This is a genomic window from Pseudonocardia kunmingensis (assembly GCF_006716445.1).
In the GTDB taxonomy this organism is placed as follows: domain Bacteria; phylum Actinomycetota; class Actinomycetes; order Mycobacteriales; family Pseudonocardiaceae; genus Pseudonocardia; species Pseudonocardia kunmingensis.
In genome coordinates, this window is the sequence record NZ_VFPA01000003.1 from 436,610 (window position 1) to 460,530 (window position 23,921).

Here is a 23,921-nt window from a genome sequence, read left to right on the forward strand (position 1 = left end):
CCGCCAACACATGGAGGGAACAGCTGTGGCCTGGAGTACCCGCGAACTCGCCGACCTCGCCGGCACCTCCGTGCGAGCGGTGCGGCACTACCACCACGTCGGCCTGCTGGCGGAGCCCCAGCGGCGCGCCAACGGCTACAAGCAGTACGGCGTCGCGCACCTCGTCCGGGTCCTGCGGATCAAGCGCCTCGCCGATCTCGGGTTCACCCTGCCCCAGATCGCCGAGCTGGGCGACGCGGACCAGCACCCCCGGGACGCGCTCCGCGGGCTCGACGCCCACCTCGCCCGTACCCTCGACCGGCTGCAGGACGCGCGCAGCGAGATCCAGCAGATCCTCCAGCAGGCCGCACCCACCGACATCCCGCCCGCACTCGCCGCGAGGATCCGGGACACCGACGTGTCCGACGCCGACCGCGCCCTGCTGATCGTGCTGACCAGGGTGCTCGGCCTCGCGGTGGTCACCGACTTCGTCGACACGCTGCGCGGCCTCCCACCGAGCCCCGCGGCGACCGCGTTCGACCAGCTCCCCGCCGACGCCGACGACGCCACCCGCCACGAGCTCGCGACCAGGCTGCTCCCCCGGAGCCGGACCCTGCGCGTGATGCTCCCCCGCCTGCGCAGCGCGACCGACGGCCTGAGCGCCGCCGCCAATCGAACGGTCGACGTTGCCGCGCGCGACCTCTACAACCCCGCGCAGTTCGACGTCCTGCGCCGGGTCGAGCTCCTGCTCCGCTCGCGTCCCGGTCCGATCCGGATCCCACAGGTCGGTGTCGCGAAGGGCAGCGATCGGGTCACGGGCGCCACACCGCTCGGGTTGACCGTGCCCCAACGGCACGGTGTGCACTCCGGCGTGATCACTGCAGTCGCCCCGTCGAGAACCCCCGGAAGGCCATGAACCAGCAACGCACCACCCGACGCAGCGTGCTCACCGCGATCGTGGGCGCGGCCCTGACGGGTTGCGGGATCGCCGCAGCGCCCGCGACCGCTCCCGCTTCCGCGCCACCGCCGTCCGCCGCTCCGCCGGACGATCCGGATCTGGTCGTGCTCGAACGCCGCTTCGGCGGCCGGATCGGCGTGCACGCACTCGACACCGGGAACGGGGCGACCGTGTCGCACCGCAGCGGGGAGCGGTTCCTCATGGCCTCCACCGCCAAGCTGCCCCTCGCCGCCGCCGTGCTGGACCGCGCCGCCACCGAGCCCGCGCTGCTGGACCGGCTCGTCCGCTTCGGCCCCGAGGCACTGCTGGAGTACGCCCCGGTGACGACGCAGAACGTGGCGACCGGCATGACCGTCGCCGACCTGTGCGACGCCGCTCTCACCGTCAGCGACAACACGGCGGCGAACCTGCTCCTCGAACTCCTCGGCGGACCGGCCGCCGTGACCGCGTTCGCCCGCGGCCTCGGCGACGCGACCACCCGCTTCGACCGCTCCGAGCCCGAGCTCAACGTCTCCACCGGTCCGGACGACGAGCGCGACACGACCACACCGGCTGCCATCGTCGCGAGCATCCGGGCGGTGACCCTGGGTGAGGGCCTCGAGCCGGCCGGCCGCGAGCGGCTCACCGCCTGGCTCGTCGCGAACACCACCGGCGACGCCACCATCCGGGCCGGGGTGCCGGCCGGGTGGGTGGTCGGGGACAAGACCGGGACCGGAGAACAGGGCGAGCGCAACGACGTCGGGATCGTGCTGCCCCCGGACCGCGCGCCGCTGGTCCTCGCCGTCTACACCGACCCCGACGACCCGGACTCCACGGCCGGCAACGCCACCATCGCCGAAGCGACAGCGATCGCCGTCCGCCGGCTCGTCGGCCAGTAGCAGACACGCAACCCTCGGAAGGAAATCATGGGACACGTCATCGTCGGGAACGAGAACAGCACTCCGATCGAGCTGTACTACGAGGATCACGGTGCAGGTCAGCCGGTCGTCCTCATCCACGGGTATCCGCTGAACGGTCACAGCTGGGAGCGCCAGACGCGCGAGCTGCTCGCCTCGGGGTACCGCGTCATCACCTACGACCGTCGCGGCTTCGGGCGGTCGTCGAAGGTTGGCACCGGCTACGACTACGACACGTTCGCCGCCGACCTGAACGCCCTGCTGGAGACCCTCGACCTGCGCGACGTCGTCCTCGTCGGGTTCTCGATGGGCACCGGCGAGCTCGCCCGCTACGTCGCCCGGTACGGCCACCAGCGGGTCGCGAAGCTCGCCTTCCTCGCCTCCCTGGAGCCCTTCCTCGTCGCCCGGGACGACAACCCCGACGGCATGCCCCAGGACGTCTTCGACGGCATCGAGGCCACGGCCAAGGAAGACCGCTACGCCTGGTACGAGCAGTTCTTCTCCAACTTCTACAACCTCGACGACAACCTCGGCCGCCGCATCAGTCAGGAGGCGGTCACCGCCAGCTGGAACGTCGCCGTCTCCAGCGCTCCCGTGGCCGCCCATGCCGTCGTCTCCTCGTGGATCGAGGACTTCCGCGCCGACGTCGAGGCCGTCCGGGCCGCCGGTCTGCCGGCCCTGATCCTGCACGGCACCGCCGACCGGATCCTCCCCATCGAGGCCACGGCCCACCGCTTCCGCCGAGCCCTGCCCGAGGCGCAGTACGTGGAGATCGACGGCGCCCCGCACGGGCTGCTGTGGACCCACGCCGACGAGGTCAACGCCGCCCTGCGGGCGTTCCTGGGAGTCCCGCTCCCCTCGGGCGTTCGCCCGGAGGAGTCGCGATGACCGCCGCTGTGACCGATCCTGATCGCCTCCGGCACGCCCGGACCGTCGCGGAGGCCTGCGCGGACGTGGACGCCGCGTGAACTACGGGCACGCGCTCGAGTTCGGTGTCCGGCTGCCGATCGGCGGTGCCGACCCGGCGCTGCCGGTGCGATGGGCCCGCCTGGCCGAGGAGCTGGGTCTCGACCTCGTCGTCGTCCCCGACCGGCCGGCTCTCGCCGGCCCGGAGGCGTGGACGCTGCTGTCGTGGATCGCCGGTGTCACCGACACGATCCGACTCGCGACCGACGGGCACGACGACACCGCCCGGAACCCGGCGATGCTGGCCCGCGCGGCCGCGGGGCTCGACCATCTCAGCGGGGGCCGCGTCGAGCTCGGCCTCACGGCCGGCACGGGGGACGACGTCGACGAGACGATCGACGTGGTCGGAGAACTGTGGAACGTCCTGGACCACGGGCTCGCGCGGGTGAACGGCCGCCGGCACCGGCTCGCCGGGGCGCAGAAGGCCGCGCCCGCGCACGAGGTGCCGATCACGGTGAGCGGACCGGACCCCGAGGACCCCGACCTGGCGCGGCTGGCCGGCACCCGTGCCGACGGCTGGTCGGTGCCCCTGACGGACCCGGCCGGCCTCGCCGCGGGCCTGCGCCTCGTCGACGAGGCCGCCCGGGGCGCCGGACGCGACCCGCGCGAGATCCGCCGGTGGGTCACCGTTGCGGGGCGCTCCGGTGTGCACGCCGGTTCGGTCGATCGGGTCGCCGAGGGCTGGGTTGTCGAGGGCTGGGCGGCAGACCTGCTGGCGCTGGTCGTCGAGCACGGCGTGGGCACGATCGTGCTCCACACCGACGACCCCGACACCCTGACCCGCTTCGCCCGCGAGGTGGTCCCCGCCGTGCGCGCGGGCGCCGACGCGGCGCTTCCCCACGGCGCGGCCGGGGTCCGGGTGCGGCGCTCGACGGTGCTCGCCCGCCGTCGATCCGGCATCGACTACGACGGCGTCCCGACCGGGTTGGCCGGTGTCGTCGAGCCGGGCGACCTCGCGTACGCGCGACTGCGCTCGGGCTACCTGCGCGGCGGGTCCCCGGGCGTCGTCCTGCAGGCGGCGACCGTCGAGCAGGTCGTGGCGGCCCTGGGGTTCGCCCGCCGCCACCCCGACCTGCCGCTGTCGCGGCGCAGCGCGGGGCACGGGGTCTCCGGGCGCTCCACCAACGACGGCGGCATCGTCATCGACGTATCCCTGATGAACACGATCGAGGTGCTCGACGAGGCGACCCGCCGGGTGCGGGTCGGCCCGGGCGCCCGGTGGACCGACGTCGCGAACGCGCTCGCTCCGCATGGTTGGGCGATCAGCTCGGGCGACTACGGCGGGGTCGGGGTCGGTGGTCTCGCCACGGCCGGCGGTGTGGGCTACCTGGCCCGCGAGCACGGCCTCACGATCGACCACCTACGCGCGGTGGCGCTGGTGCTCGCCGACGGTTCGGTCGTGCGGTGCAGCGACGGGGAGAACCCCGACCTGTTCTGGGCGGTCCGTGGCGCGGGGGCCAACTTCGGGATCGCGACCGCGTTCGAGTTCGAGGCCGACGAAGTCGGCCCGGTGGCGTTCGCCGCGCTCACCCAGGACGCGAGGGACACCGCGCGCTATCTGGTCGAGTGGGGTCGGGTGGTCGAGGAGTCCCCACGCGACCTCACCAGCTTCCTCATCGTGCCGCCGCCCCGTGGGGGGCAGCCGACCGTGGCGCTCACCCACACCGTCGTCGACTCAGGGGACCCGGAAATCGTGCTGGCCAGGCTGGCGCCGCTGGCCGCGATCGCCCCGATGTACCAGCAGCAGGTGACCATCACGACCTACGCCGACATCATGGCGAGCGCGAGCGACGACACGCCGACCTCGCGTGGCGAGCCGGTCGCGCGCAGCGGCCTCGTCCACCACCTCACCCCCGAGTTCGCCGCGGTCGCGAGCCGCGTGCTGCGCAGCGGTGGCATCCACTGGTTCCAGCTTCGGTCGGTGGGCGGTGCGGTCGCCGACGTGGACCCGGATGCCACGGCCTACGCGCACCGGAAGCCGAACTTCTCCCTCGTCGTCATGGGCAGCCACCCCGATGTCGTCGACGAGCAGTGGGCGCTGGTGCGCCCGTACCTCGACGGTCTCTACCTCAGCTTCGAGTCGAGCCTGCGACCCGAACGCATCGACCAGGCCTGGCCGCCGCGGACGCTCGCCCGGCTGCGGGACCTCAAGGCGACCTACGACCCCGACGGCGTCTTCGACGACAACTTCTCCCTCACCCCGTCCCGCCACCCGGAAGCGAGCACACGGTGACCGACTACGGACACGAGCTGACCTTCGGCTGCTTCATCACCCCGGTCGCGCGTCCACCGCAGCGCGCCGTGGAACTCTCGGTCGTCGCGGAACGAGCCGGCCTCGACCTCGTGAGCTACCAGGACCATCCCTACCAGTCCGCCTTCCAGGACACCTGGACGCTCATGTCCTTCGTCGCCGCGCGCACCGAGCGGATCCGGATCAGCGGGAACGTGCTCAACCTGCCGTTGCGCCCGCCCGCGGTCCTCGCCCGCGCCGCCGCGGGCCTGGACCTGCTCAGCGGCGGCCGGGTCGAGATGGGCCTCGGGGCCGGCGCGTTCTGGGACGCCGTCGCGGCCATGGGTGGCCGCAGGCTCGAACCGGGTCAGGCCGTCCAGGCCCTCGAGGAGGCCATCACGATCATGCGGGGGGTCTGGGCGGTCGACGAGCCCGGGGTGCTGCGCGTGGACGGCGAGTTCCACCGTGTCGACGGCGCGAAGCGGGGGCCGGCGCCGGCCCACCCGGTGCCGATCCGGATCGGGGCGTACAAGCCCCGCATGCTGCGGCTGATCGGCCGGCTCGCCGACGGGTGGCTGCCGTCGCTGGCGTACCTGCCGGACGGGCCCGCGTCGCTGCCGGCGATGAACGAGCACATCGACGAGGCCGCGACCGCCGCGGGCCGCGACCCGGCCGCGATCACCCGCTTCCTCAACATCACCGGACAGTTCGCCAGGACCGGCGGCGGGCTCTTCGAGGGCCCGCCGCAGCAGTGGGCCGAGCAGGTGGCCGAGATCGCGCTGCGCCACGGGACCTCCGGCTTCATCATCACCTCCGACGACCCGGGCGCCCTCGAGATCTTCGGCAGGGACGTCGCCCCACGCGCCCGCGAGATCGTCGCCGCCGGGAGGGACTGAGGCACGAACCTTCCGGGCAACACCCACTTCATGCCGCCGCCCGTCGAATGGGCATGTCACCCACCGTGACTCAGCTCCCCGGAGGCACAGCGGTGGTCACCTCCGCGCCCGCTTGAGGATCACCCCGATCTCGATCGACTGCCCGGCCCCCACGCTGGGCACGATCGTCCCCACGGCCTCCCAGCCCTGGGCTCCGAGCTCGTCGAGCTGCCGCTCCATCGCGGCGTAGTCGAACCCCTTCCAGCCCCAGGTGAACTTCAGAACCTTGTGCTCGAACATTTCTGCCCTTTCTCCTCTTCAGTTCGGCCTCGAAGCAGTTTCGTACCGCGCGCAGCAGCACACCGATCAGACACCATGCCGTCGCGGCACGGTCAAACGGCGCTCGGCCGGTAGCTCGATTCAGGGTGCAGTGAGCGTCCCGTCGTCGGTCACGCGTCGGACGGGGCCGACGACGTAGGGCCGGGATCGAGCGGCCCGCGGCCGATGGCGGCGTCGACCGCGGTGCCGATGCGCTGCAGCGTCGCCAGCTCGTGGCGTTCGAGCAGGTCGATGAGGTACTCGCGGACCGCTGCGACGTGTCCGGGAGCCGCGGCGACGACCGCCTCGTAGCCCGCCTCGGTCAGCGTCGAGCTGGTGCGTCGACCGGAGCCGGGGAGCCGGGCCCGGCTGAGCAGTCCGCGCTTCTCCAGGCGTCCGACGACGTGCGAGAGGCGGGACAGCGACGCCGACGTCCGCGCGGCCAGGTCGCTCATCTGCAGCGTGCGGTCCGGTTCCTCGGACAGCACCGAGAGCACCATGTACTCGAAGAACGTCAGGGCGGTCTCGCGCCGCATCCGCGCATCCAGGGCCGCAGGCAGGCTGATCATGATCGCCGAGTTGGCCCGCCATGCCGCCAGCTCCTCGCGGCTCAGCCATCGCGTCTCCGACGCCGCTGTGGTTCTCGCCATGCCGCCACCCTAGCGACTTGTTGACACTTCAAGTCGGGACGCGTAGATATTGAAGCGTCAAGTTCGTCGTGGCTCGCAGAGAGGGCATCGAATGCACGTCACGTCGCTGGGAGCGCTCGAGGTCTCGCGCATCGGGTTCGGGGCCATGGGGATGTCGGCGTTCTACACCGGCGCCGGCCGTGGCGACGCCGAGTCGATCCGCACCATCCGTCGCGCGGTGGACCTCGGCGTCACGCATCTGGACACCGCGGAGGTCTACGGGCCCTACGTCAACGAGGAGCTGGTGGGTCGCGCGCTGCGAGGCCGCCGCGACGAGGTCGTTCTCGCCACCAAGTTCGGCCTCGTCTCCCACACCGGCCGACCGGGCCCGGACAGCACGCCCGCCAGCATCCGTACGGCTGTCGACGGGTCGCTGCGGCGGCTCGGAACCGACCACATCGACCTCTACTACCAGCATCGGGTCGACCCGGACGTCCCGATCGAGGAGACGGTGGAGGCGTTGAGCGAGCTGGTGGCTGCGGGAAAGGTGCGCCACATCGGACTGTCGGAGGCGTCCGCAGCGACGATCCGCCGCGCTCACGCCGTTCATCCGGTGGCCGCCGTCCAGACCGAGTACTCGCTGTGGACCCGCGACCCCGAGGTCGACGTGTTGCCCACGCTGCGCGAGCTGGGGATCGGCCTCGTTCCCTATGCGCCGCTCGGGCACGGATTCCTCACCGGCCGCATCCGCTCCCTCGACGGCCTGGATGCCGCCGACTGGCGCCGTACGAATCCTCGGTTCACCGGCGACAACCTAACGCGCAACCTGCGCATCGTCGACGAGGTACGCGAGGTCGCGGTCGACGTCGGGGCCACGCCCGCACAGGTCGCCCTGGCCTGGCTGCTCGCACAGGGCGACGGCATCGCGCCCATTCCGGGCACCACGCGCGTCGACCGGCTCGAGGAGAACAGCGCCGCCGACGGCATCCGACTCGCCGCCGAGCAGATCGCCCGGCTGGACGATCTGACGCCCGCGTCCGGTGATCGCCATGCCGCGCCGGACATGGCCGCCATCGACCGCTGAGGAACCGGGCGGCACGGAACGTCCGTGCCGGATCGCAGACAGCCGGATCGCAGACGAAGGAATGGAGTTCACATCATGTCGAGCAATGTGATTCGAGTCGGCATCATCGGTGCGGACACGAAGGCGAGCTGGGCGGGGGCGTCGCACATCCCCGCGCTGGCTGCGCAGCCGCAGTTCGCGCTGGCGGCCGTGGCGACACGGCACGAGGTGAGCGCCCGCAGCGCAGCCGAGGCCTTCGGCGCGCAGCGGTGGTATGCCGACCCGCTCGAGCTCGTCCACGATCCGTCGATCGATCTGGTCACCGTGGCCGTGAAGGTCCCGGCCCACCGCGAGCTCGTGCTCGCAGCCCTCGCGGCCGGCAAGGCCGTGTACTCGGAGTCGCCGCTGGGCGCGACCGTCGCGGAGACGGAGGAGATGGCCGACGCGGCCGGCTCGCTGCACACGGCGATCGGCCTGCAGGGCAGGCTCAACCCCTCGGTACGCCGCGCGGCGGAGATCGTCGCGGAGGGTCGGCTCGGGCGCGTGCTGTCGGCGCGGGTCGCCGCGACGACGTTCGGAAACGGCCCGGAGTCGGTGAGCGCGTACGAGTACTTCGACAAGGCGGCCGCGGGTGCCGGTTTCCTGCCGATCGCGGCGGGCCACGTCCTGGACGTCGTCGAGGCGGTTCTCGGGGACATCACCGAGATCGATGCGCGCACGGAGCTCCTCTGGCCGCAGGTGAAGCTGGTGGACACCGGCGCGATCTCCCTCCGGGAAGTCCCGGATCACCTCGACGCCATCGCCAAGACCTCGTCGGGCGCCCCGGTCGGGGTGCAGATCCTGGCGGGCGTGCCCGCGCCCGACGCCCACTTCAGCCTGGAAATCCGCGGATCGGACGGCTGGCTGAAGCTGACCGGAAATCACCCCGCGGGTGTTCAGGTCGGCGACCTCGCGCTGTCATCGAACGTGGACTTCACCGCACCGGACAGCCCCGCCGCCACCGGCACCGGCCCGACCGCCGCCGAGATCTGGAACGGTGCATCCATCAATGTGGGCGAGGTGTACGCCAGCCTGGCGCGCGACATCGTGAACGGCACCTACCACACCCCGGGATTCGGGCACGCCGTCCACAACAGCCGCCTGATCGCCCGGGTCGAACAGGCCGCGAGAACCGGTCATCGACAGTCGTGACCGATATGGCGACTGATGCGGAGCGCGGGCAGCCGACGTAGGTTCAGATATGCCGGAGGGCCGTGCCGGCCGATAACCCCGATCGCTCAAGTGCGCGCACAACGAATGGCGACGCCGTTACGGCCTGACTCGGCCGACCGGCCATTCAACCACGACAACGATCAATTGGAGGATCCGAAATGCCTGCAGTCCTCGTCCATGGCGTACCTGATACCCACCGGATTTGGGACACCGTCCGTTCCCATCTTCAACGCGAAGATATCGTGACGATCGATCTCCCCGGCTTTGGCGTACCCCTACCAGCGGGATTCACGTCGACGAAAGAAGAGTATCTCGATTGGCTCATCAGGAAGATCGAAGAAGTCGGCGAACCCGTCGACCTGGTGGGTCATGATTGGGGGTCTCTACTCACGGGCCGTCTCGCGTCTATCCGACCGGATCTGGTGCGGACATGGACAGGCATCAGCGGACCAATCGATCCGGAGTATCCGTGGCACTATCTTGCCAAGATCTGGCAAACGCCAGGCGAGGGCGAGCAATGGATGGCGGACCTCGACGTCGAGGCGTTCGCAGCAAGCCTCAACGAGGCGCAGATGCCGCGCGACGCGGCAAACGAATCGGTCCGGCATCTCGATGCCACTATGAGAGCAAGCATTCTCGCCCTTTACCGTTCGGCGATCGAGGTCGGGGCGGAGTGGAAGCCAGGTTTGAGCAACGTGACCGCACCAGCGCTAGTGATCTGGGGCCTGGACGATCCGTTTCTTCCGCACCGCTTCGCCGACGAGCTCGGTAACGCCGCACGCGCACGTGCCGTCTTCAAGCTGCGCAGCTCGCACTGGCCGATGCTAGAGCGTCCAGCCGATGTCGCGCGCGAACTCGAGGCCCACTGGGCTCACGTGTAAGACCTGCGCTTGAGGCACTCGGGCTCACACCCCGCGGCCGCTACGCGAACGGCAATAATTGCTCGCTCGCCATGGTGAGCCCGAGTGCCCACGCATTTGTCCGGATACTAACCATCGCGACGCAGCCCGGAGAGCGTTGCCGGGGCCGCACAAGGCAGGAGCATCCTGATGACGAATTCAGCAAATACCCGGATCGGCGTCGGCCTTGTCGGGGCCAGTGCCGATCGGGGTTGGGGCGGAACTGCTCACGTCCCGGCGCTGCAGGCGCTCGACGCGTTCCACATCCGCGCCGTCAGTACGACTCGCATGGAGAGCGCGAACGCGACCGCGCGTCGGCTGGGCGCCGATCTCGCCTTCGACACACATGAGGCTCTGGTCGTGCGACCGGAGGTCGACCTGGTGGTGGTTGTGGTCAAGGTGCCGGAGCACAAGCAGATTGTTTCCGACGCGCTGGCCGCGGGCAAGATGGTTTATTGCGAATGGCCGCTCGCAAGAAACCTGTCGGAGGCCGAAGCGCTGGAGGGGTTCGCCCGCGAGCGGCAGCTGCGGACGGTTGTCGGGTTGCAGGGCGGCCTGCACCCGCCGATCCTCTTCCTTCGCGACCTCATCGCGCAAGGCGTGATCGGCAAGCCGCTCAGCACGAGCATCCGAGCGCATTTGACCGACGACATGTGGGTCGGCCGATATGACCCGCCGGTCGAGTACATGGCTCACGCAAAGCATGGCGCCACACTTCTGAGCATCATGCTCGGCCACGGGCTCGAACCGCTTGCGCGCGTGCTCGGCACGTTCGAGAGTCTGTCCGCCGTCGTCGCCAATCAGCGCGGTGCCGGCGTCCGCCTCTCCGATGGCGCGTCGCTGCCGAAGGACGCGCCGGACGAGATCGTCGTCGCCGGCGTTCTCGAAGGCGGGATCGTCACTTCGCTGCACTACAGTGCCGGGCAGTCTGCCGGCTCGGCGATGGTATGGGAGATCCAGGGCACCGAGGGCAGTGTGCGTGTGGAGTCGGCGTCGGGCTACATCCATTTCACCGATTTCACCATCACGCTGCGCCGCGGCAGCGAGCCTGTCCAAGTGCTACAGGTCCCCCCCGCTCATGCGGCTCCCGACCTGCAACTCGACGCACCCGCAGCGGGGGTCGCCCGCCTCTACGCCCAGTTCGCCGCCGACCTCCGCGACGGAACCGCCGATGCGCCGGATTTCGCGGTCGCACTCGATCGCCACCGGGTACTCGAGGCGATCACACGGGCCGCTGAAACAGGTCATCGGCAGCATCTGCCCCCCGACCGAATGAACTCCGATCTTTGAACCCGGGAGCGGCACTGCCGCAGGACCCGAGGCGATGGCGATCCGCGAGCTAACCCTGACTTGATCACACAGAGCTGACCCGCACCGCGTGCCGGCCCACAACCCCGATCCGGGAGTGCTGATGATCTGTGTCCTCTTTCACCACGGCGCCGGCGCCGCTCGGCGGGAGGCTCACGACGTATGACCACGTCCGCACGGGCCGCGGTTCTCGAGACGCAGGACGGACCATTCGAATTCCGCGACATCGAAATCGAGGACCCTCGACCCGACGAGGTCCTCGTCCGCATGGTCGCGACCGGAATATGCGCGACCGACGCTCACGTGCGGGCGCAACGAATGGCGACGCCGTTACCGGTGGTGCTGGGGCACGAGGGCGCGGGAGTCGTCGAGCGTGTGGGGGCTGCCGTCACCACCGTCGAGCCTGGTGACCACGTCGTCCTCTCCTACCACTCGTGTGGCCGCTGCAAGCCGTGCATGTCCGCGCACGCGGCCTACTGCGACAACATCTGGGCGGCCAACTTCGCGGGTGCGCGCCTGGATGGCTCGAACGGTCTGCACGTCGCCCACGGTGCTGAGCCACACGGTCACTTCTTCGGCCAGTCCTCCTTCTCCACCCACGCCCTCACGCACCAACGGAACACGATCAAGGTCCCGCATGACCTGCCCCTCGACGTCATGGCCCCGCTGGGGTGCGGGCTGCAGACAGGTGCAGGGGCCGTGCTCAAGGCCCTCGCCGTTCCGGCGGGGGCGTCCTTCGCCGTGTTCGGCGTGGGCGCGGTGGGCCTGGCAGCGGTCATGGCGGCTCGCGTCGCGCGTGCGACCACCGTCGTCGCCGTCGACGTCGACGCCGGCCGGCTCGAGCTCGCCCGTGATCTCGGAGCGACGCACATCCTCGACCCGGGCCAGGTCGAGGATCTGACCGGCGCGCTCCGCGCGATCGAGGAGCGAGGCCTGGAGTACGTCCTGGACACGAGCGGCCGCACGGAGAACCTCGACGCCGGGGTCGGCGCCTTGGCGCCGCTGGGCCGATTCGGCTTCGTGGCGTTCCACGAGGGCGCGGGCGCCATGATCGACGCCGGCCGGCTCACGCTCGGCCAGTCGCTGCAGGGCATCATCCAGGGAGACGCTGTCTCGTCGCTGTTGATCAACGATCTTGCTCAGCTCCATCGAGCGGGCCGGTTCCCGATCGACCGGTTGCTGTCCTTCTACGACTTCTCCGACATCAACACCGCGTTCGAGGACGCGGGCTCCGGTCGCGCCACCAAGGCGATCCTTCGATTCACGGCACCGGGATAGCCCACCCTGCAGCGTCGACAGGCCGCCGACGGCCTCCCTCGGAAGACGAGGCGGAATCAGGCCGAGTCGCGGTCGCGGTGGAGGGTTCGCCGACCCAGTCGACCCAGGTCCACCCCCGCCATCGCTGAGGATGCGGTGCGCCTTCACCAACTTGTAGACGAACAGCACCACCGCGACGGTAACGCCGGCGTCGTCGACCAGCCCGAGGGGACCGAGGACCGCCTCCGGCACGACGTCGAGGGGCAAGATGAGGTAGACCGCCGCGGCGCCCATGGCTATCAGGCCACGCGGCGGGATGCGGTAGCGCCACATCACGTACCCGAGCACCATGACGACGAGCAACCCGAGTACACCGACGATCAGCAGGGTGGTGCGCAGCCAGTCGGGCATGGCCCCAGTCTGCCGGGTCCTGGGGCACTCCGCCGGATGCCGGGAACGGTTCCCCCAAAGCAAGCGAGCTGCTCACCTTCCTCCGCCGAGGCCCAGCCCGGTCTGCCTGCCGCCCGATCCGAGGCGCACCCGTTGACTGCCGACCGGCGTTCTCTTCCGCCGGCGGAATCATGATCAGGTAGACGTGGGGGCTGTCGGATCTTCCCGCGACAGCCCCCACGTCTATGTGATCATGCTCCGAGCCGCGTTCAGCGGAACGCACCCGCCATGATCAGCGGAAGTGGTGCGGGCGCGACAAGACCGTCGTCCTGGCACCGCTACGGAATCAGCAGCAGCTTCCCCCCGGTGTGCCCGGCTTCCAGTGTCCGGTGGGCCTCGGCCGCCTGGTGCAGCGGGAAGGTGCGGCCGATCCGGGTACGCCATTCACCCGCGGCGATGCGCTCCAGCGCCTCCCGCACGGGGCGGCTGTCCCGGTTCCTCGGGTGTCCCGCGCTGAAGGTGACGCCCCGGGCGGCCGCCGCCGGATCCGCCAGGGTGACGACGCGCCCGGCTCCGCCGCGCAGGTCGATGAGCGTCGACACGAGTCCCTTCCCCGCGGTGTCGAGTGCGGCGTCGATCGAGCCGAGCGCGACCGCACGCACGCGGTCCGCGAGGTGGTCGCCGTACTCGACCGCGGTCGCCCCGAGGCCTTCCACGTACTCGAGGCTGGAACGTCCGCAGATCCCGATCACGGTGAGTCCCTGCAGGCGTGCGAACTGCACGGCTGCGCCGCCGAGGGCTCCACTCGCCCCGGTGATCACGATGGTCTCACCGGGGCTCGGCCGCAGGAGCGCGAGGCCCCGCGCGGCGTTGTCTGCGCCGATGACGGTCGCGGCCGCATCCTCGAAGGTCACCCCGTCGGGGATGGTCGTGTAGTTGCTGCTGAGAGTGAACTCGGCGTAGGAGCCCTGGCTGAAGCTGTCGGGCCACCCGGCGATGCGCGCACCGACCTCGACGCCGGTGACGTCGTCGCCGATCGCCGCGACGGTGCCGGCGAACTCGAACCCGATGATCGCCGGGGCCGGCAGGCCGAAGCCGCCGGACCGTGCGATGAGTTCGGCGGGGTTCAGTCCCGCTGCGCGGACCTCGACCAACGTCTGGCCGCGCCCCGGCACCGGGGGGTCCACCTGGGCTTCGTGGAGCACATCGGCCGCGCCGAAGGATGTGACGACTGCTGCTCTCATGACTGCTGTTCTCCCTGGTCCGGTCGTTCGGCGGCGACATCCCGGCGCACCTGCGGCGCGGTCTCCTCGGCGAATCGGGTCAGCACGTCGACGTCGTCGGTCGCGACGATGAAGGTGGAAAGCCCGTGGGTGATGAACGCGCCGAAGCGCAGCGGGTGGCCGTAGTCGGTCATGGTTCAGTCGCGCCGGGACCCACCGCCGGCGGCGTCGAGAACCCGGCCGACCAGCTCCACCGCGGCGTCGCCGACCGGGTCCTTGTCCATGAAGTCGACGAAGACGTCCCCGACGTCGGTCTCGGCGGCCACGCGACGCAGCACCCGGCCGATGTGTGCGGGGTCGTCGTCGGCCGCGACGTTGTAGCGCAGCGCAGCGCCGATGGCGTCGGCCGGGCGGCCCGCGGCCACCGCGGCATCCCGCAACCGCTGCCACGGCCGGTTGACCACGGCGTCGAGTTGATCGACGGTGTCCGGCAGCAGGACCGGCAGGAAGCCGTCGGCACGCTCGGCCGCCCGCTGCATCGGACGCCGTCCCCACCCGCCCAGGTAGATCGGGATGCCGTGCGGTTTGACCTTCACGTGCGACGGCATGATGGTCCCGGTGCGCCCCTCGTGTGCCACCGGGTCGTCGTGCCACCAGGCGGCCAGGACGTCGAGGCACTCGTCGAGCCGTGCCCCGCGCTCCTCCCAGGGCACCCCCACCGCGGCGTACTCGTCGGGGCTCCACCCGATGCCCAGGCCGAGCACGAGCCGCCCGCCACTGACCTGGTCGAGGGTCAACGTCTGGCGGGCCAGCAGGGGCGGCGGGTACCACGGCGCGTTGATGGCGCTGGTGCCCAGTAGGACGCGGGAGGTGACCGCGGCCGCCACTCCCAGGAGGGTGAGCGGGTCGTGGCTCGCGCGCATGACGGCCGGTACGTGGTCGAGGTCGCCGTAGTTGACCGTTGGGTTCACCGGGGCGAGCAGCCGGTCGCCGACCCACAGGCTCTCCGCCCCGTGCTCCTCGGCGCCCGCCGCGAACCTCACGACCTGGTCGATCTGCGCCGCCCCTCGTCCGAACTGGGGGAGGACGAATCCGATCCGCACTGCGTTGCTCCTCAGCTGTCGTCGCGCCGTGGAGGCGTTACGCCGCGGTTCCGCGCGTCTCGAACAGCCTCGATCTCTTCGTACCGGCTTCCCGTCGCGAGTGAATCAGGGAACGGATCCGTCGCCACCGCCCGACGGAACTTCATGGAGAGACCCTTGACCCTGCCCCAAGGGCACACTGTGTGCTCGTTCCATGCACAGGCCAGTTTCCGGTCGCCCTCGTTCCGCTGCTGCCGGGCCGCCGCACTCCACGGGCGACGAGGTGACCCAACCCATCACCACGGCGGTCAACAGCACGCGACCCTTCGGCGCGCATCTGCGGATGAGCTGGTGGAAGCCACTGGTGCTGCTCGCGACGCTGCCGGTGTGCCTGATCGGCTCCCAGGTGCTGGCCTGGTCGGTCGTCGGGGCCATCGAGGGTTCCGACGATCCGTTCTCCTCCGAGTTCACACCCCTGAAGTCCCTGGCCGCCAATCTCTCCATCGGGGCGACGGGCGTGATGGCGGTTCTGCTGCTCGCGTGGATGACCCGGGCCCCGTGGCGGATGCTCCTCAGCCCCCTGCGACGGTTCGACCGACGACGACTCGCCCACTACTCGGCCGTCGCCGCGGTCCTGGTGGCCGCCGGCCTCGGGACCGTGGCCGTGGTCGCGCCCCAAGCCACCGGCTGGACCGGGTTCGCGATCACCGACACCACCGTCGCGCTGCTGGCCGTCACGCTGATCACCATCCCGATCCAGGCGACCGGCGAAGAGCTGATGTACCGCAGCGTCCTCCTCCCCGCGACGGCGAGTTGGGTACGCGCCGTGCGCCCGGCTCTGGCCGTCGGCCTCGTCGTGTCCTCGCTGGCGTTCGCCGCCTTGCACGGCTCGACGGACCCCTGGTTGGCCGGGTACATCACCCTGATCGCCCTCAGCACCGGTCTGATGGCCATCATCAGCGGGGGCGTCGAGGCACCGATCGCCTTCCACGTCGTCAACAACGTGCTGGCCGGCATCGGCAACAACGTCATGACCGGGGGCGGCACCTCGGCCGTCGACCGTTCCACCGAGACCGGCGGCCCACCGTTGCTCATTCTCGGCGCGGTCAACGTCGCCATGGTGGTGGTGGTCTGGCTGCACGAGAAGCGGCGCCGAGCCGTCCCTCCGCACGGCGAGTTGAGTGGTGAGTGGACGCGATGAGGGCGACCGGTGTTCCGGCTCGGCTCGTCGGACGACAGGCGGAGATCGTTGCCGTGACCGAGGTGCTCGACCGAGCCCGCCGTGGCACCGGTGGCGCCCTGGTGCTCTGGGGTGAGCCGGGCATCGGCAAGACCGCACTGCTCGACCACGTCACCGCAGCGTCTCCCGACATCGCCGCGTGGGCGGTACAGCCCGCACGGTGCGAGTCCGGGACCCCCTTCGCCGGCCTGTACACGCTGCTCCGGCCGGTCGAGCACCTGATCGCGACCCTTCCGGTGCCCCAGGCGGCCGCGTTGCGGGGCGTGCTCGCGGGCGAGGCCACCGGACCGGGCCGGTTGCTCACCGCCGTGGCGGTCCTGTCCCTGTTGTCGGCGCTGGCCGTCGACGGTCCGCTCCTGATCGTCGTGGACGACGCACACCGGCTCGACGCGGAGACCGCGTTCGTCCTCGGATTCGTCGCCCGGCGGGTGCGGAGCGACCCTGTGGTGGTCCTGATCGCCGGCCACGACGCTCCCGCCGGCGGACCGTGGGAGGGGGTCGATCCGCTCGCAGTGGGTCCGCTCGCCGACCACGACGCCGCCCAACTGCTCGCCGCCGCCCACCCCGGCCTCGACGCCACCGCGGTCACCCGCGCGGTCGAAGCAGGTGGGGGCAACCCGCTGGCACTGCACGAGCTGCCGACACGGATCGACGATCTTGCCGGCACGGTGCCCGTGGGGCCCCGGCTGCGGAAGGCCTTCGCCGAGCGCCTGCAGACGATGCAGCCCCCAGCACGCGAGCTCGTCGTGCTCCTGGCCGCGGCTCGTGCCGACGGTGACCAGCTCACGCTCGCAAGGTCAGCGCAGTCCCGCGACGCCGAGGAGCCGGTCTGGGAGGAGACGCTCCGGTCGGGGCTGCTCGCCGGGACGCCCGACCGGCCTGCGCTACGGCACGCGGTGGTCCGGGCCGCTGTCTACGCGAGCGCCTCCCCGTCCGAGCGCAGGACCGCCCACCGGACCCTGGCCGCCGCGCTTCCCCCGGGCAGTCGCGGGCATGTCTGGCACCGGGCCGCGACCGTTCCCGACGTCGACGAGGAGATCGCCGGGCTGCTCGAGCAGACGGTGCCCTCGGGCGCCGGCGCGGTACCGGTCCTGCGGCGGGCCGCCGAGCTCTCCGCCGACCCGGCCGCCGCGACCCGCAGGCTCGCCGGAGCGGCCGTGGCCGCCTGGCACGGCGGGGACGCCACGATGGCGCGCCGGTTGCTGGCCGATGCCCGGAGCCTGACCGACGAGGTCCAGGCCACCCGCGCCAGCCGCGGCCTGCGCGGGGTACTCGAACTCGCCGAGGGGTCTCTGGAACGGGCCCACCGATCGCTCAGTCGCGACATCGCCGAGTTCGACGATCCACGCACGAGGGTGGAGCTGGGCGCCGCTGCCCTGCACGCGGGATGGTCCGCGGCCCGCGACGACCTCGTCGGCGAGACCCTCACTCGTCTCGCGGAGCTGACGACCCCCGGACTGCCCGACGTCCTCCCGATCGTCCGGACGTGGTGGGGGCCGGCGACGGACCCGGCCCGGGCCGAGTCGTCGGCCGATCTCGGTGACGTCGATCTCGGTGACGTCGATCTCGGTGACGTCATGGCGCGCATCTCCCGGGTGGAGTCGCAGCTGCTCCCGACGTCACCGCTCGGACTGGTGTGGGGCCTCGACGAGCCACTCGCCGATGCCGTGCACGCCCTTGCCCGCAGGCACCGCCGTCACGCCGATGGCACCTCGCTCGCTGCGGCGCTGGCTCGGATCGCGCGACTCGACATCGCCGCGGGCCGCTGGGCCGCCGCGGAGGACGCCGCGGCCGAGGGGCTCGCGTCGGCCGAGCGGATCGGCGCCGAGCACATCGCCGCGGAGTGCCGGAACTGCCTCGGATGGCTCGCCGCCGTCCGCGGTGACGGCCGCAGCGTCGACCAGCTGACCGTTCGGACCCTCCAGCTGGCCAGGCCGCGCCGCGACCGTGCGGTCAGCGCCTCGGCCCACTGGAACCGTGGCATGGCCGCTCTGGCGGCCGGTCGCGCCGATGCCGCCCTCGACCTGCTCGCCCGCCTGGACGAGCACGGGCACGAGGCAGCACATCCGACCGTCGCGCTGCTGGCCGGCCTGGACACGATCGAGGCCGCCGTGCACGCGCGGCGGCCGGAGATCGGCCGGCGCCGCGCCGAGGCGCTCGACGCCTGGGTACGGCGCACCGGCGCGCACTGGGCGAGATTCACCGCGCACCTGGCACGCGCACTGCTGGACGAACCCGCCGCCGAACGGTCCTACCGGGCGGCGCTCGCCGTGCCCGGCGCGTCCCGGCGCCCGTTCGATCACGCACGGGCCCGCCTGCTCTACGGCGAGTGGTTGCGGCGACAGCGGCGGCGCCAGGACGCCCGCCAGCAGCTCGACGCCGCTGCCGAGACCTTCCACGCCCTGGGAGCGCGCCCGATGCTCGAGCGGGCCCGGCGCGAGCAGCGCCTCACGAAGGCGCCCGCACGCCGTGCCACTGCCGCCGGCACGGGCCTGGCAACGCTGACCGCACAGGAACGCCGGGTGGCCCAGCTCGCCGCCGGCGATCTGACCAACCGGGAGATCGGGGCCCGTATGCGGATCAGCGACCGCACCGTCGGGCATCACCTGTCCCACGTGTTCGCCAAGCTCGGGCTCCGCTCCCGGCGCGACCTTGCGGCCATGCTCGGTCGCGACGGATAGCACAACTGATGCCCCCCACGACGGACCTTCCTACCGTGGCCTCGGCGACGACGAAAGGCCATCAGATGCCGAAGCCCACCCCATCACCGGATGCCCTCCACCAGCGGGGCGGCGGCACGTACGACGCAGGGACACGGCGGGAGTCCCGGGACCCCGCCACCGGGCAGGTGCTGGGAACGTTCGCCGACGGCGGCGCCGAGCACGCCCGGGCCGCGATCGCCGCTGCTCGCCGCGCATTCACCGCCACGCAGTGGTCGCGGGATCGGCATCTGCGTGCCGCTGCACTGTCGGAGATCGCCGATCGGCTCGAGGCCCGTAGCGACGAGATCATCGATCTGCTGTCCCGCGAGAACGGCAAGACGCTGAGCGAGGCCGCCATCGAGGTCGGCCCGTCCGCGGCCAAGCTGCGCTATTACGCCGCGCTGGCACTGTGCGAGCACGGCCGTGCCGCCGAAGTCCGCCCGGGGATGTACTCGATGACCCTGAAGGAGCCGGCGGGCGTCGCCGGGATCATCGTGCCCTGGAACTCACCGGTGATCCTTTCGACGCGCTCGTTCGCGCCCGCCCTGGCTGCCGGCTGCACCGTCGCCATGAAGATGCCGGCGCAGACCGGGCTGGTCAACGAGTTGCTCGCCGAGATCATCACCTCGGCCCCGAGCCTGCCCACCGCAGTCGTCAACGTCTTCACCGAGAGCGGGTCCGACGGTGCGCGCCTGCTGGTCTCCTCCGCCGACGTCGACGTCGTGAGCTACACGGGGTCGACCGCGGTCGGGCGGCTGATCATGGAGGCCGCCGCTCCCACGCTCAAGGGCCTGTCACTGGAGCTGGGCGGCAAGACGCCCATGATCGTGTTCGACGATGCCGACCTCGACGCCGCCGTTCCCGTGCTCACCAGGGCCGTCACCACGTTCGCCGGGCAGTTCTGCATGGCCGGTAGCCGGATCCTCGCTCAGCGCGGCATCGCCGACGAGCTGCGCAGGCGGCTCGTCGACGCGTTGAGCGCGGTCCGCGTCGGCCCCGGTCTCGACCCGTCCTCCGACATGGGCGCCATGATCGACGAGGCGAGCGCCCGGCGGGTCGAACAGGCCGTCGCCGACGCCGCCGCGGATGGCACCGTGCTCCTGCGGGGCAGCCGGAAAGGCACGCTGCTCGGCCCGTCGCTGGTCGAGGTCACCGACGTCACGGCACCGATCGTGCAACGCGAGGTGTTCGGCCCGGTCGCGACGTTCGAGATCTTCGACGCCGAACTCGACGCGGTCGAGCGTGCCAACGCCACCGAGTTCGGCCTGGCTGCCAGCCTCTGGACGCGAGACGTGGACCGGCCGTGGCGGGTGGGACGCCGACTCCAGGCCGGGACGGTGTGGACCAACACCTGGGCCGTCGTGCACGACCAGTTCGAGGAAGGCGGCTACAAGCAGTCCGGGGTGGGCCGCCTCAACGGTGTGCGGGGGCTGGAGGAGTTCCAGGAGACCAAACACCTCGTGCACACCGCACCGTGACCCCGCCCGACGAGCGGGAAGCGCGCGCGGCAACTGATCCGCTCCTCACGACACCCGGAGGACCCATGTGTCCCTCATCCCAGAAGCCCATCACCGCGACCGACGAGCCGGAGTTCTTCGGTATCGACCACTACGGATTTCCCCGGTCCGGTCACGATGACCCCGCCGATCCCACGGAGTACTACCCCCCGTACTTCCGCAGCGAGCACTTCCAACGGTTCGGCTACCACGTCCAGCAGCTCCGCGGAGGCTTCCACTGGGTCACCAGCGGGGGCTACGACGCCGCGTTCGTGGTGACCGACGACGGGGTCGTCGTCATCGACGCCCCGCCGACCATCGGGGAGAACATGCTCACCGCGATCGCCGATGTCACCGATCAGCCCGTCACCCACGTCGTCTACAGCCACTGGCACACCGACCACATCGGCGCGGCAGCCGTCTACGGGCCGGGCGTCGAGATCATCGCCCACAGGATCACCCGGGAACTCCTCGAACGCTTCCCCGACCCGCTGCGTCCGCTGCCGACCACGACCTTCGACGACGACCACACCCTCGTCGTCGGCGGGACGACGCTCGAGCTGTCCTACCGGGGCGAGAACCACTGCCCAGGCAACATCTTCATCTACGCCCCGGCCGAGAAAGTCCTGACCGCGATCGACATCGTGAGCCCGGGGAGCGCGACCTTCATGCACTGCGACGCCTCGCAGAACATCACGGGCTGGTACGAGGCTCAGAAGCAGGTCCTCTCCTACGACTTCGACTTCTTCGTCGGCGGACACCACATGCATTTCGGCACCTACTCCGACGTACAGGCCTGCGTGGAGTACTTCGCCGACGTCCTCGACGGCGCCACCGCGGCGGTCGAGCGGTTCAGCCGTTCGGACGCCCTGCTCAGCGTCCTGGACGGCGGCGGATGGGACCGGGTGTTCGTCGGCACCGAGAACTGGATCAACTCGATGGCGAACTTCACCACGAAGTACGTCCTGGAGAAGCAGACGAGCGACGGTCGGCTCTGGTGGGAGCGCCTGGCCGGGGTGACCAGCCAGACCAAGTACCACGCCTACACCGTGCTCGAGTCGATCCGCCTCGAACGACCCCGCCCGAACTACCGCCTCAGCGGCGAAAACCCGCCGGTGTTCCTGACCTGACCGATCCTATAGCCGGCCGAGAGGGAGCATCGATGACCACCACCCCACCGCACCGTTCCACGCCTGAACTGATCGACGTCGACGAGTTCTTCGCCGACCCGCAGTTCGCGAATCCGTCGATCTCCCCGGACGGCACCCGGATCGCCTACCTCGCTCCGCACCGCGGGCGGCGCAACGTCTGGGTCCGTGGCGTCGACCAGGACCACGACGACGCCGTGCCGGTCACCCACGACACCCGCCGTGGAATCACCGTCTACCACTGGACCGATGACCCCCGTTGGCTGGTCTACCTCCAGGACACCGACGGCAACGAGGACTGGCATCTCCACCGGGTCGACCTCGACCACCCGGACACGGCCGCGGTCGACCTGACCCCGATGGACCCCGGTTCCCGGGTGCTCGAAGTCGCGCCCTACCCATCGGCGAAGGGGACCGTGCTGGTCTGGATGAACAAGCGGCCGATGTTCATCGACGCGTTCCGGATCGACGTCGGCACCGGTGAGACGACCGTGCACCGCGAGCAGGAAACCCCGGGAGACACCGTCCTGCTCGACCGCGCCGGTGAGCCGGCCTTCCGGACGGTGCTGACCGAGGACGGCAGCGTCGAGATCCGTGCGATCGAGCCCGCTACCGGAGAGGAGCGGCTGCTGGGCCACCTGGGTGGCGCCGAGTACCCCACAGGTGTCCACCCCCAGCAGGTCACCGGCGACGGAAAGGGCCTTCTTCTGGGGTCCTACCAGGACTCCGACAACCTCCGGCTCGTCCGCATCGACCGTGACACCGGTGAGGAGACCGTCGTCGCCGCCGTCGACGGGCACGACCTCGACATCAGCGGCGTCATGCTGCCCGACGTGCTGCCACCCGCCGTGTACACGAGTCGACGCACCGGCAAGATCCTCGCGGCCCGGTTCGTCGGCGACCGCCCACACGTCGAGGCGCTGGACCCGCACTTCGCCCTGGTCCACGCGGCGCTGCAGCAGCTCTCCGACGGAGTGTTGGCCACAGCGTCCTCCGACGACTCCGAGATGCGCTGGGTCGCGACCTTCACCCACGACCGCGACCCGGGCGTGACCTGGTACTACGACCATGCGACGGGCGAGAGCCGGCTGCTGTTCCGCAGCTTCCCCCACATCGATCCGGACAGCATGGCGCCGATGACGCCGGTTCGTCTTCCCGCCCGCGACGGGCTGCCGCTGCCCGCCTTCCTCACCCTCCCGGTCGGTACCCAGCCGCGCAATCTTCCCCTGGTCCTCCTGGTGCACGGCGGACCGTGGGCGCACGACGCCTGGGGGTTCAACCCGGAGGTGCAGTTCCTGGCCAACCGCGGCTACGCGGTGCTGCAGGTCAACTTCCGCGGATCCACCGGTCATGGCCGCCGACACGTCACCGCCGCGATCGGCGAGTTCGCCCGTGCCATGCACGACGACCTCATCGACGCCGTCGACTGGGCGATCACGCAGGGTTACGCCGATCCGGAGCGGGTCGGGATCTACGGTGGGTCCTACGGCGGCTACGCCGCCCTCATCGGCGCGGCGGTCACCCCCGACCGGTTCGCCGCGGCCGTCGACTACGTCGGCATCTCCGACCTCGTGCAGTTCCTGCGTACCCTGCCGCCGTTCGGCCGCCCCTACTTCGGCAACAGCTTCTACCGCTACATCGGTGACCCCGACGACCCGGAGCAGGAGGCCGACATGCTCGCCCGCTCGCCGATCACCATGGTCGAGCGGATCGCCACCCCGCTGCTGGTCGCGCAAGGAGCGAACGACGTCCGCGTCCCCCAGGAGCAGTCCGACACCATCGTCACCTCACTGCGCGAGCGCGGCGTACCCGTGGAGTACCTCGTCGCCGACGACGAGGGTCACGGCTTCGACAACCCGGAGAACCGGGCGCGGCTCTACCACGCCATCGGGCGTCACTTCGCCGAGCACCTCGGCGGCCGCAGTGCGTAGTCGCGCGTCCGCACCCGGCCGCTGCCGACGTTGAGGCGTCGCCGAGCTCACGAGTCCTGCAGGGTCGCCTCGAGGACCGAGTACCTCGACACGTTCGCACGCGTCGACCGGATCGGAGT

20 protein-coding genes and 1 pseudogene are annotated in these 23,921 nt (G+C 71.0%); 15 read left to right on the forward strand and 6 right to left on the reverse strand.

Annotated features, from left to right (window positions below):
• Positions 1-25: 25 nt before the first annotated feature.
• The 5 genes from FB558_RS24985 to FB558_RS25005 all read left to right on the forward strand — a co-directional run bounded on the left by FB558_RS24985 (position 26) and on the right by FB558_RS25005 (position 5,925).
• Entirely contained in the window at positions 26-895 is an 870-nt protein-coding gene (locus tag FB558_RS24985) for a MerR family transcriptional regulator (protein WP_142057402.1), read from the forward strand.
• Positions 892-1,815: a class A beta-lactamase gene (gene bla, locus FB558_RS24990; RefSeq protein ID WP_142057404.1), complete on the forward strand. Its 924-nt coding sequence runs from the start codon at positions 892-894 to the stop codon at positions 1,813-1,815. The genes FB558_RS24985 and bla overlap by 4 nt, the downstream gene beginning before the upstream one ends.
• A 27-nt stretch (positions 1,816-1,842) precedes the next feature.
• Complete coding sequence (locus FB558_RS24995; protein ID WP_142057406.1) at positions 1,843-2,721, forward strand: alpha/beta fold hydrolase; 879 nt, start codon at positions 1,843-1,845, stop codon at positions 2,719-2,721.
• 76 nt (positions 2,722-2,797) lie between these two features.
• Entirely contained in the window at positions 2,798-5,032 is a 2,235-nt protein-coding gene (locus FB558_RS25000; RefSeq protein ID WP_142057408.1) for an LLM class flavin-dependent oxidoreductase, read from the forward strand.
• Positions 5,029-5,925, forward strand: a complete 897-nt coding sequence (locus FB558_RS25005; protein WP_142057410.1) for an LLM class flavin-dependent oxidoreductase — start codon at positions 5,029-5,031, stop codon at positions 5,923-5,925. Before FB558_RS25000 ends, FB558_RS25005 begins: the two co-directional genes overlap by 4 nt.
• A 96-nt stretch (positions 5,926-6,021) precedes the next feature.
• On the opposite strand, the gene FB558_RS25010 is transcribed toward FB558_RS25005, so the two are convergent.
• Together FB558_RS25010 and FB558_RS25015 are read right to left on the reverse strand one after the other, a co-directional pair.
• Complete coding sequence (locus FB558_RS25010; protein ID WP_142057412.1) at positions 6,022-6,204, reverse strand: DUF4177 domain-containing protein; 183 nt, start codon at positions 6,202-6,204, stop codon at positions 6,022-6,024.
• Positions 6,205-6,353: 149 nt separating this feature from the next.
• Positions 6,354-6,872 (reverse strand): MarR family winged helix-turn-helix transcriptional regulator, encoded by a 519-nt coding sequence (locus FB558_RS25015; protein WP_142057414.1) that lies wholly within the window; start codon positions 6,870-6,872, stop codon positions 6,354-6,356.
• Positions 6,873-6,963: 91 nt separating this feature from the next.
• Between FB558_RS25015 and FB558_RS25020 the strand changes: the two genes are divergently transcribed.
• The 5 genes from FB558_RS25020 to FB558_RS25040 all read left to right on the forward strand — a co-directional run bounded on the left by FB558_RS25020 (position 6,964) and on the right by FB558_RS25040 (position 12,611).
• Positions 6,964-7,935 carry an aldo/keto reductase gene (locus FB558_RS25020; RefSeq protein ID WP_142057416.1) on the forward strand — a complete coding sequence of 324 codons (972 nt, stop codon included), beginning with the start codon at positions 6,964-6,966 and terminating at the stop codon, positions 7,933-7,935.
• A 75-nt stretch (positions 7,936-8,010) separates the two neighbouring features.
• A complete protein-coding gene (locus FB558_RS25025) occupies positions 8,011-9,105 on the forward strand; it encodes a Gfo/Idh/MocA family protein (RefSeq protein ID WP_142057418.1) in 1,095 nt (364 codons plus the stop codon).
• 179 nt (positions 9,106-9,284) lie between these two features.
• Positions 9,285-10,007, forward strand: coding sequence for an alpha/beta fold hydrolase (locus FB558_RS25030; protein ID WP_142057420.1), 723 nt, complete (start codon positions 9,285-9,287; stop codon positions 10,005-10,007).
• Between the two features lie 168 nt (positions 10,008-10,175).
• Positions 10,176-11,315 carry a Gfo/Idh/MocA family protein gene (locus FB558_RS25035; RefSeq protein WP_142057422.1) on the forward strand — a complete coding sequence of 380 codons (1,140 nt, stop codon included), beginning with the start codon at positions 10,176-10,178 and terminating at the stop codon, positions 11,313-11,315.
• 180 nt (positions 11,316-11,495) lie between these two features.
• Positions 11,496-12,611, forward strand: coding sequence for an NAD(P)-dependent alcohol dehydrogenase (locus tag FB558_RS25040; protein WP_142057424.1), 1,116 nt, complete (start codon positions 11,496-11,498; stop codon positions 12,609-12,611).
• A 189-nt stretch (positions 12,612-12,800) separates the two neighbouring features.
• On the opposite strand, the pseudogene FB558_RS45770 reads toward FB558_RS25040, so the two are convergent.
• From FB558_RS45770 to FB558_RS25060, 4 genes and pseudogenes are all read right to left on the reverse strand, one after another.
• Positions 12,801-13,001 (reverse strand): annotated as a pseudogene (locus FB558_RS45770) (DUF1232 domain-containing protein); the annotation flags it as partial.
• Positions 13,002-13,318: 317 nt separating this feature from the next.
• Positions 13,319-14,167, reverse strand: coding sequence for an NADP-dependent oxidoreductase (locus FB558_RS25050; RefSeq protein WP_211366825.1), 849 nt, complete (start codon positions 14,165-14,167; stop codon positions 13,319-13,321).
• 53 nt (positions 14,168-14,220) lie between these two features.
• Positions 14,221-14,397, reverse strand: coding sequence for a hypothetical protein (locus FB558_RS25055; protein WP_211366826.1), 177 nt, complete (start codon positions 14,395-14,397; stop codon positions 14,221-14,223).
• A 3-nt stretch (positions 14,398-14,400) separates the two neighbouring features.
• Complete coding sequence (locus FB558_RS25060; RefSeq protein WP_142057428.1) at positions 14,401-15,306, reverse strand: TIGR03619 family F420-dependent LLM class oxidoreductase; 906 nt, start codon at positions 15,304-15,306, stop codon at positions 14,401-14,403.
• Between the two features lie 262 nt (positions 15,307-15,568).
• Between FB558_RS25060 and FB558_RS25065 the strand changes: the two genes are divergently transcribed.
• From FB558_RS25065 to FB558_RS25085, 5 genes are all read left to right on the forward strand, one after another.
• Positions 15,569-16,486: a CPBP family intramembrane glutamic endopeptidase gene (locus tag FB558_RS25065; protein ID WP_211366827.1), complete on the forward strand. Its 918-nt coding sequence runs from the start codon at positions 15,569-15,571 to the stop codon at positions 16,484-16,486.
• Positions 16,483-19,206, forward strand: a complete 2,724-nt coding sequence (locus FB558_RS25070) for an AAA family ATPase (protein WP_142057433.1) — start codon at positions 16,483-16,485, stop codon at positions 19,204-19,206. The genes FB558_RS25065 and FB558_RS25070 overlap by 4 nt, the downstream gene beginning before the upstream one ends.
• 65 nt (positions 19,207-19,271) lie before the next feature.
• Positions 19,272-20,705 carry an aldehyde dehydrogenase family protein gene (locus FB558_RS25075; RefSeq protein ID WP_142057435.1) on the forward strand — a complete coding sequence of 478 codons (1,434 nt, stop codon included), beginning with the start codon at positions 19,272-19,274 and terminating at the stop codon, positions 20,703-20,705.
• Between the two features lie 65 nt (positions 20,706-20,770).
• Positions 20,771-21,853, forward strand: coding sequence for an MBL fold metallo-hydrolase (locus FB558_RS25080; RefSeq protein WP_142057438.1), 1,083 nt, complete (start codon positions 20,771-20,773; stop codon positions 21,851-21,853).
• Between the two features lie 32 nt (positions 21,854-21,885).
• Positions 21,886-23,802, forward strand: a complete 1,917-nt coding sequence (locus FB558_RS25085) for a S9 family peptidase (protein WP_142057440.1) — start codon at positions 21,886-21,888, stop codon at positions 23,800-23,802.
• Positions 23,803-23,921 lie beyond the last annotated feature (119 nt).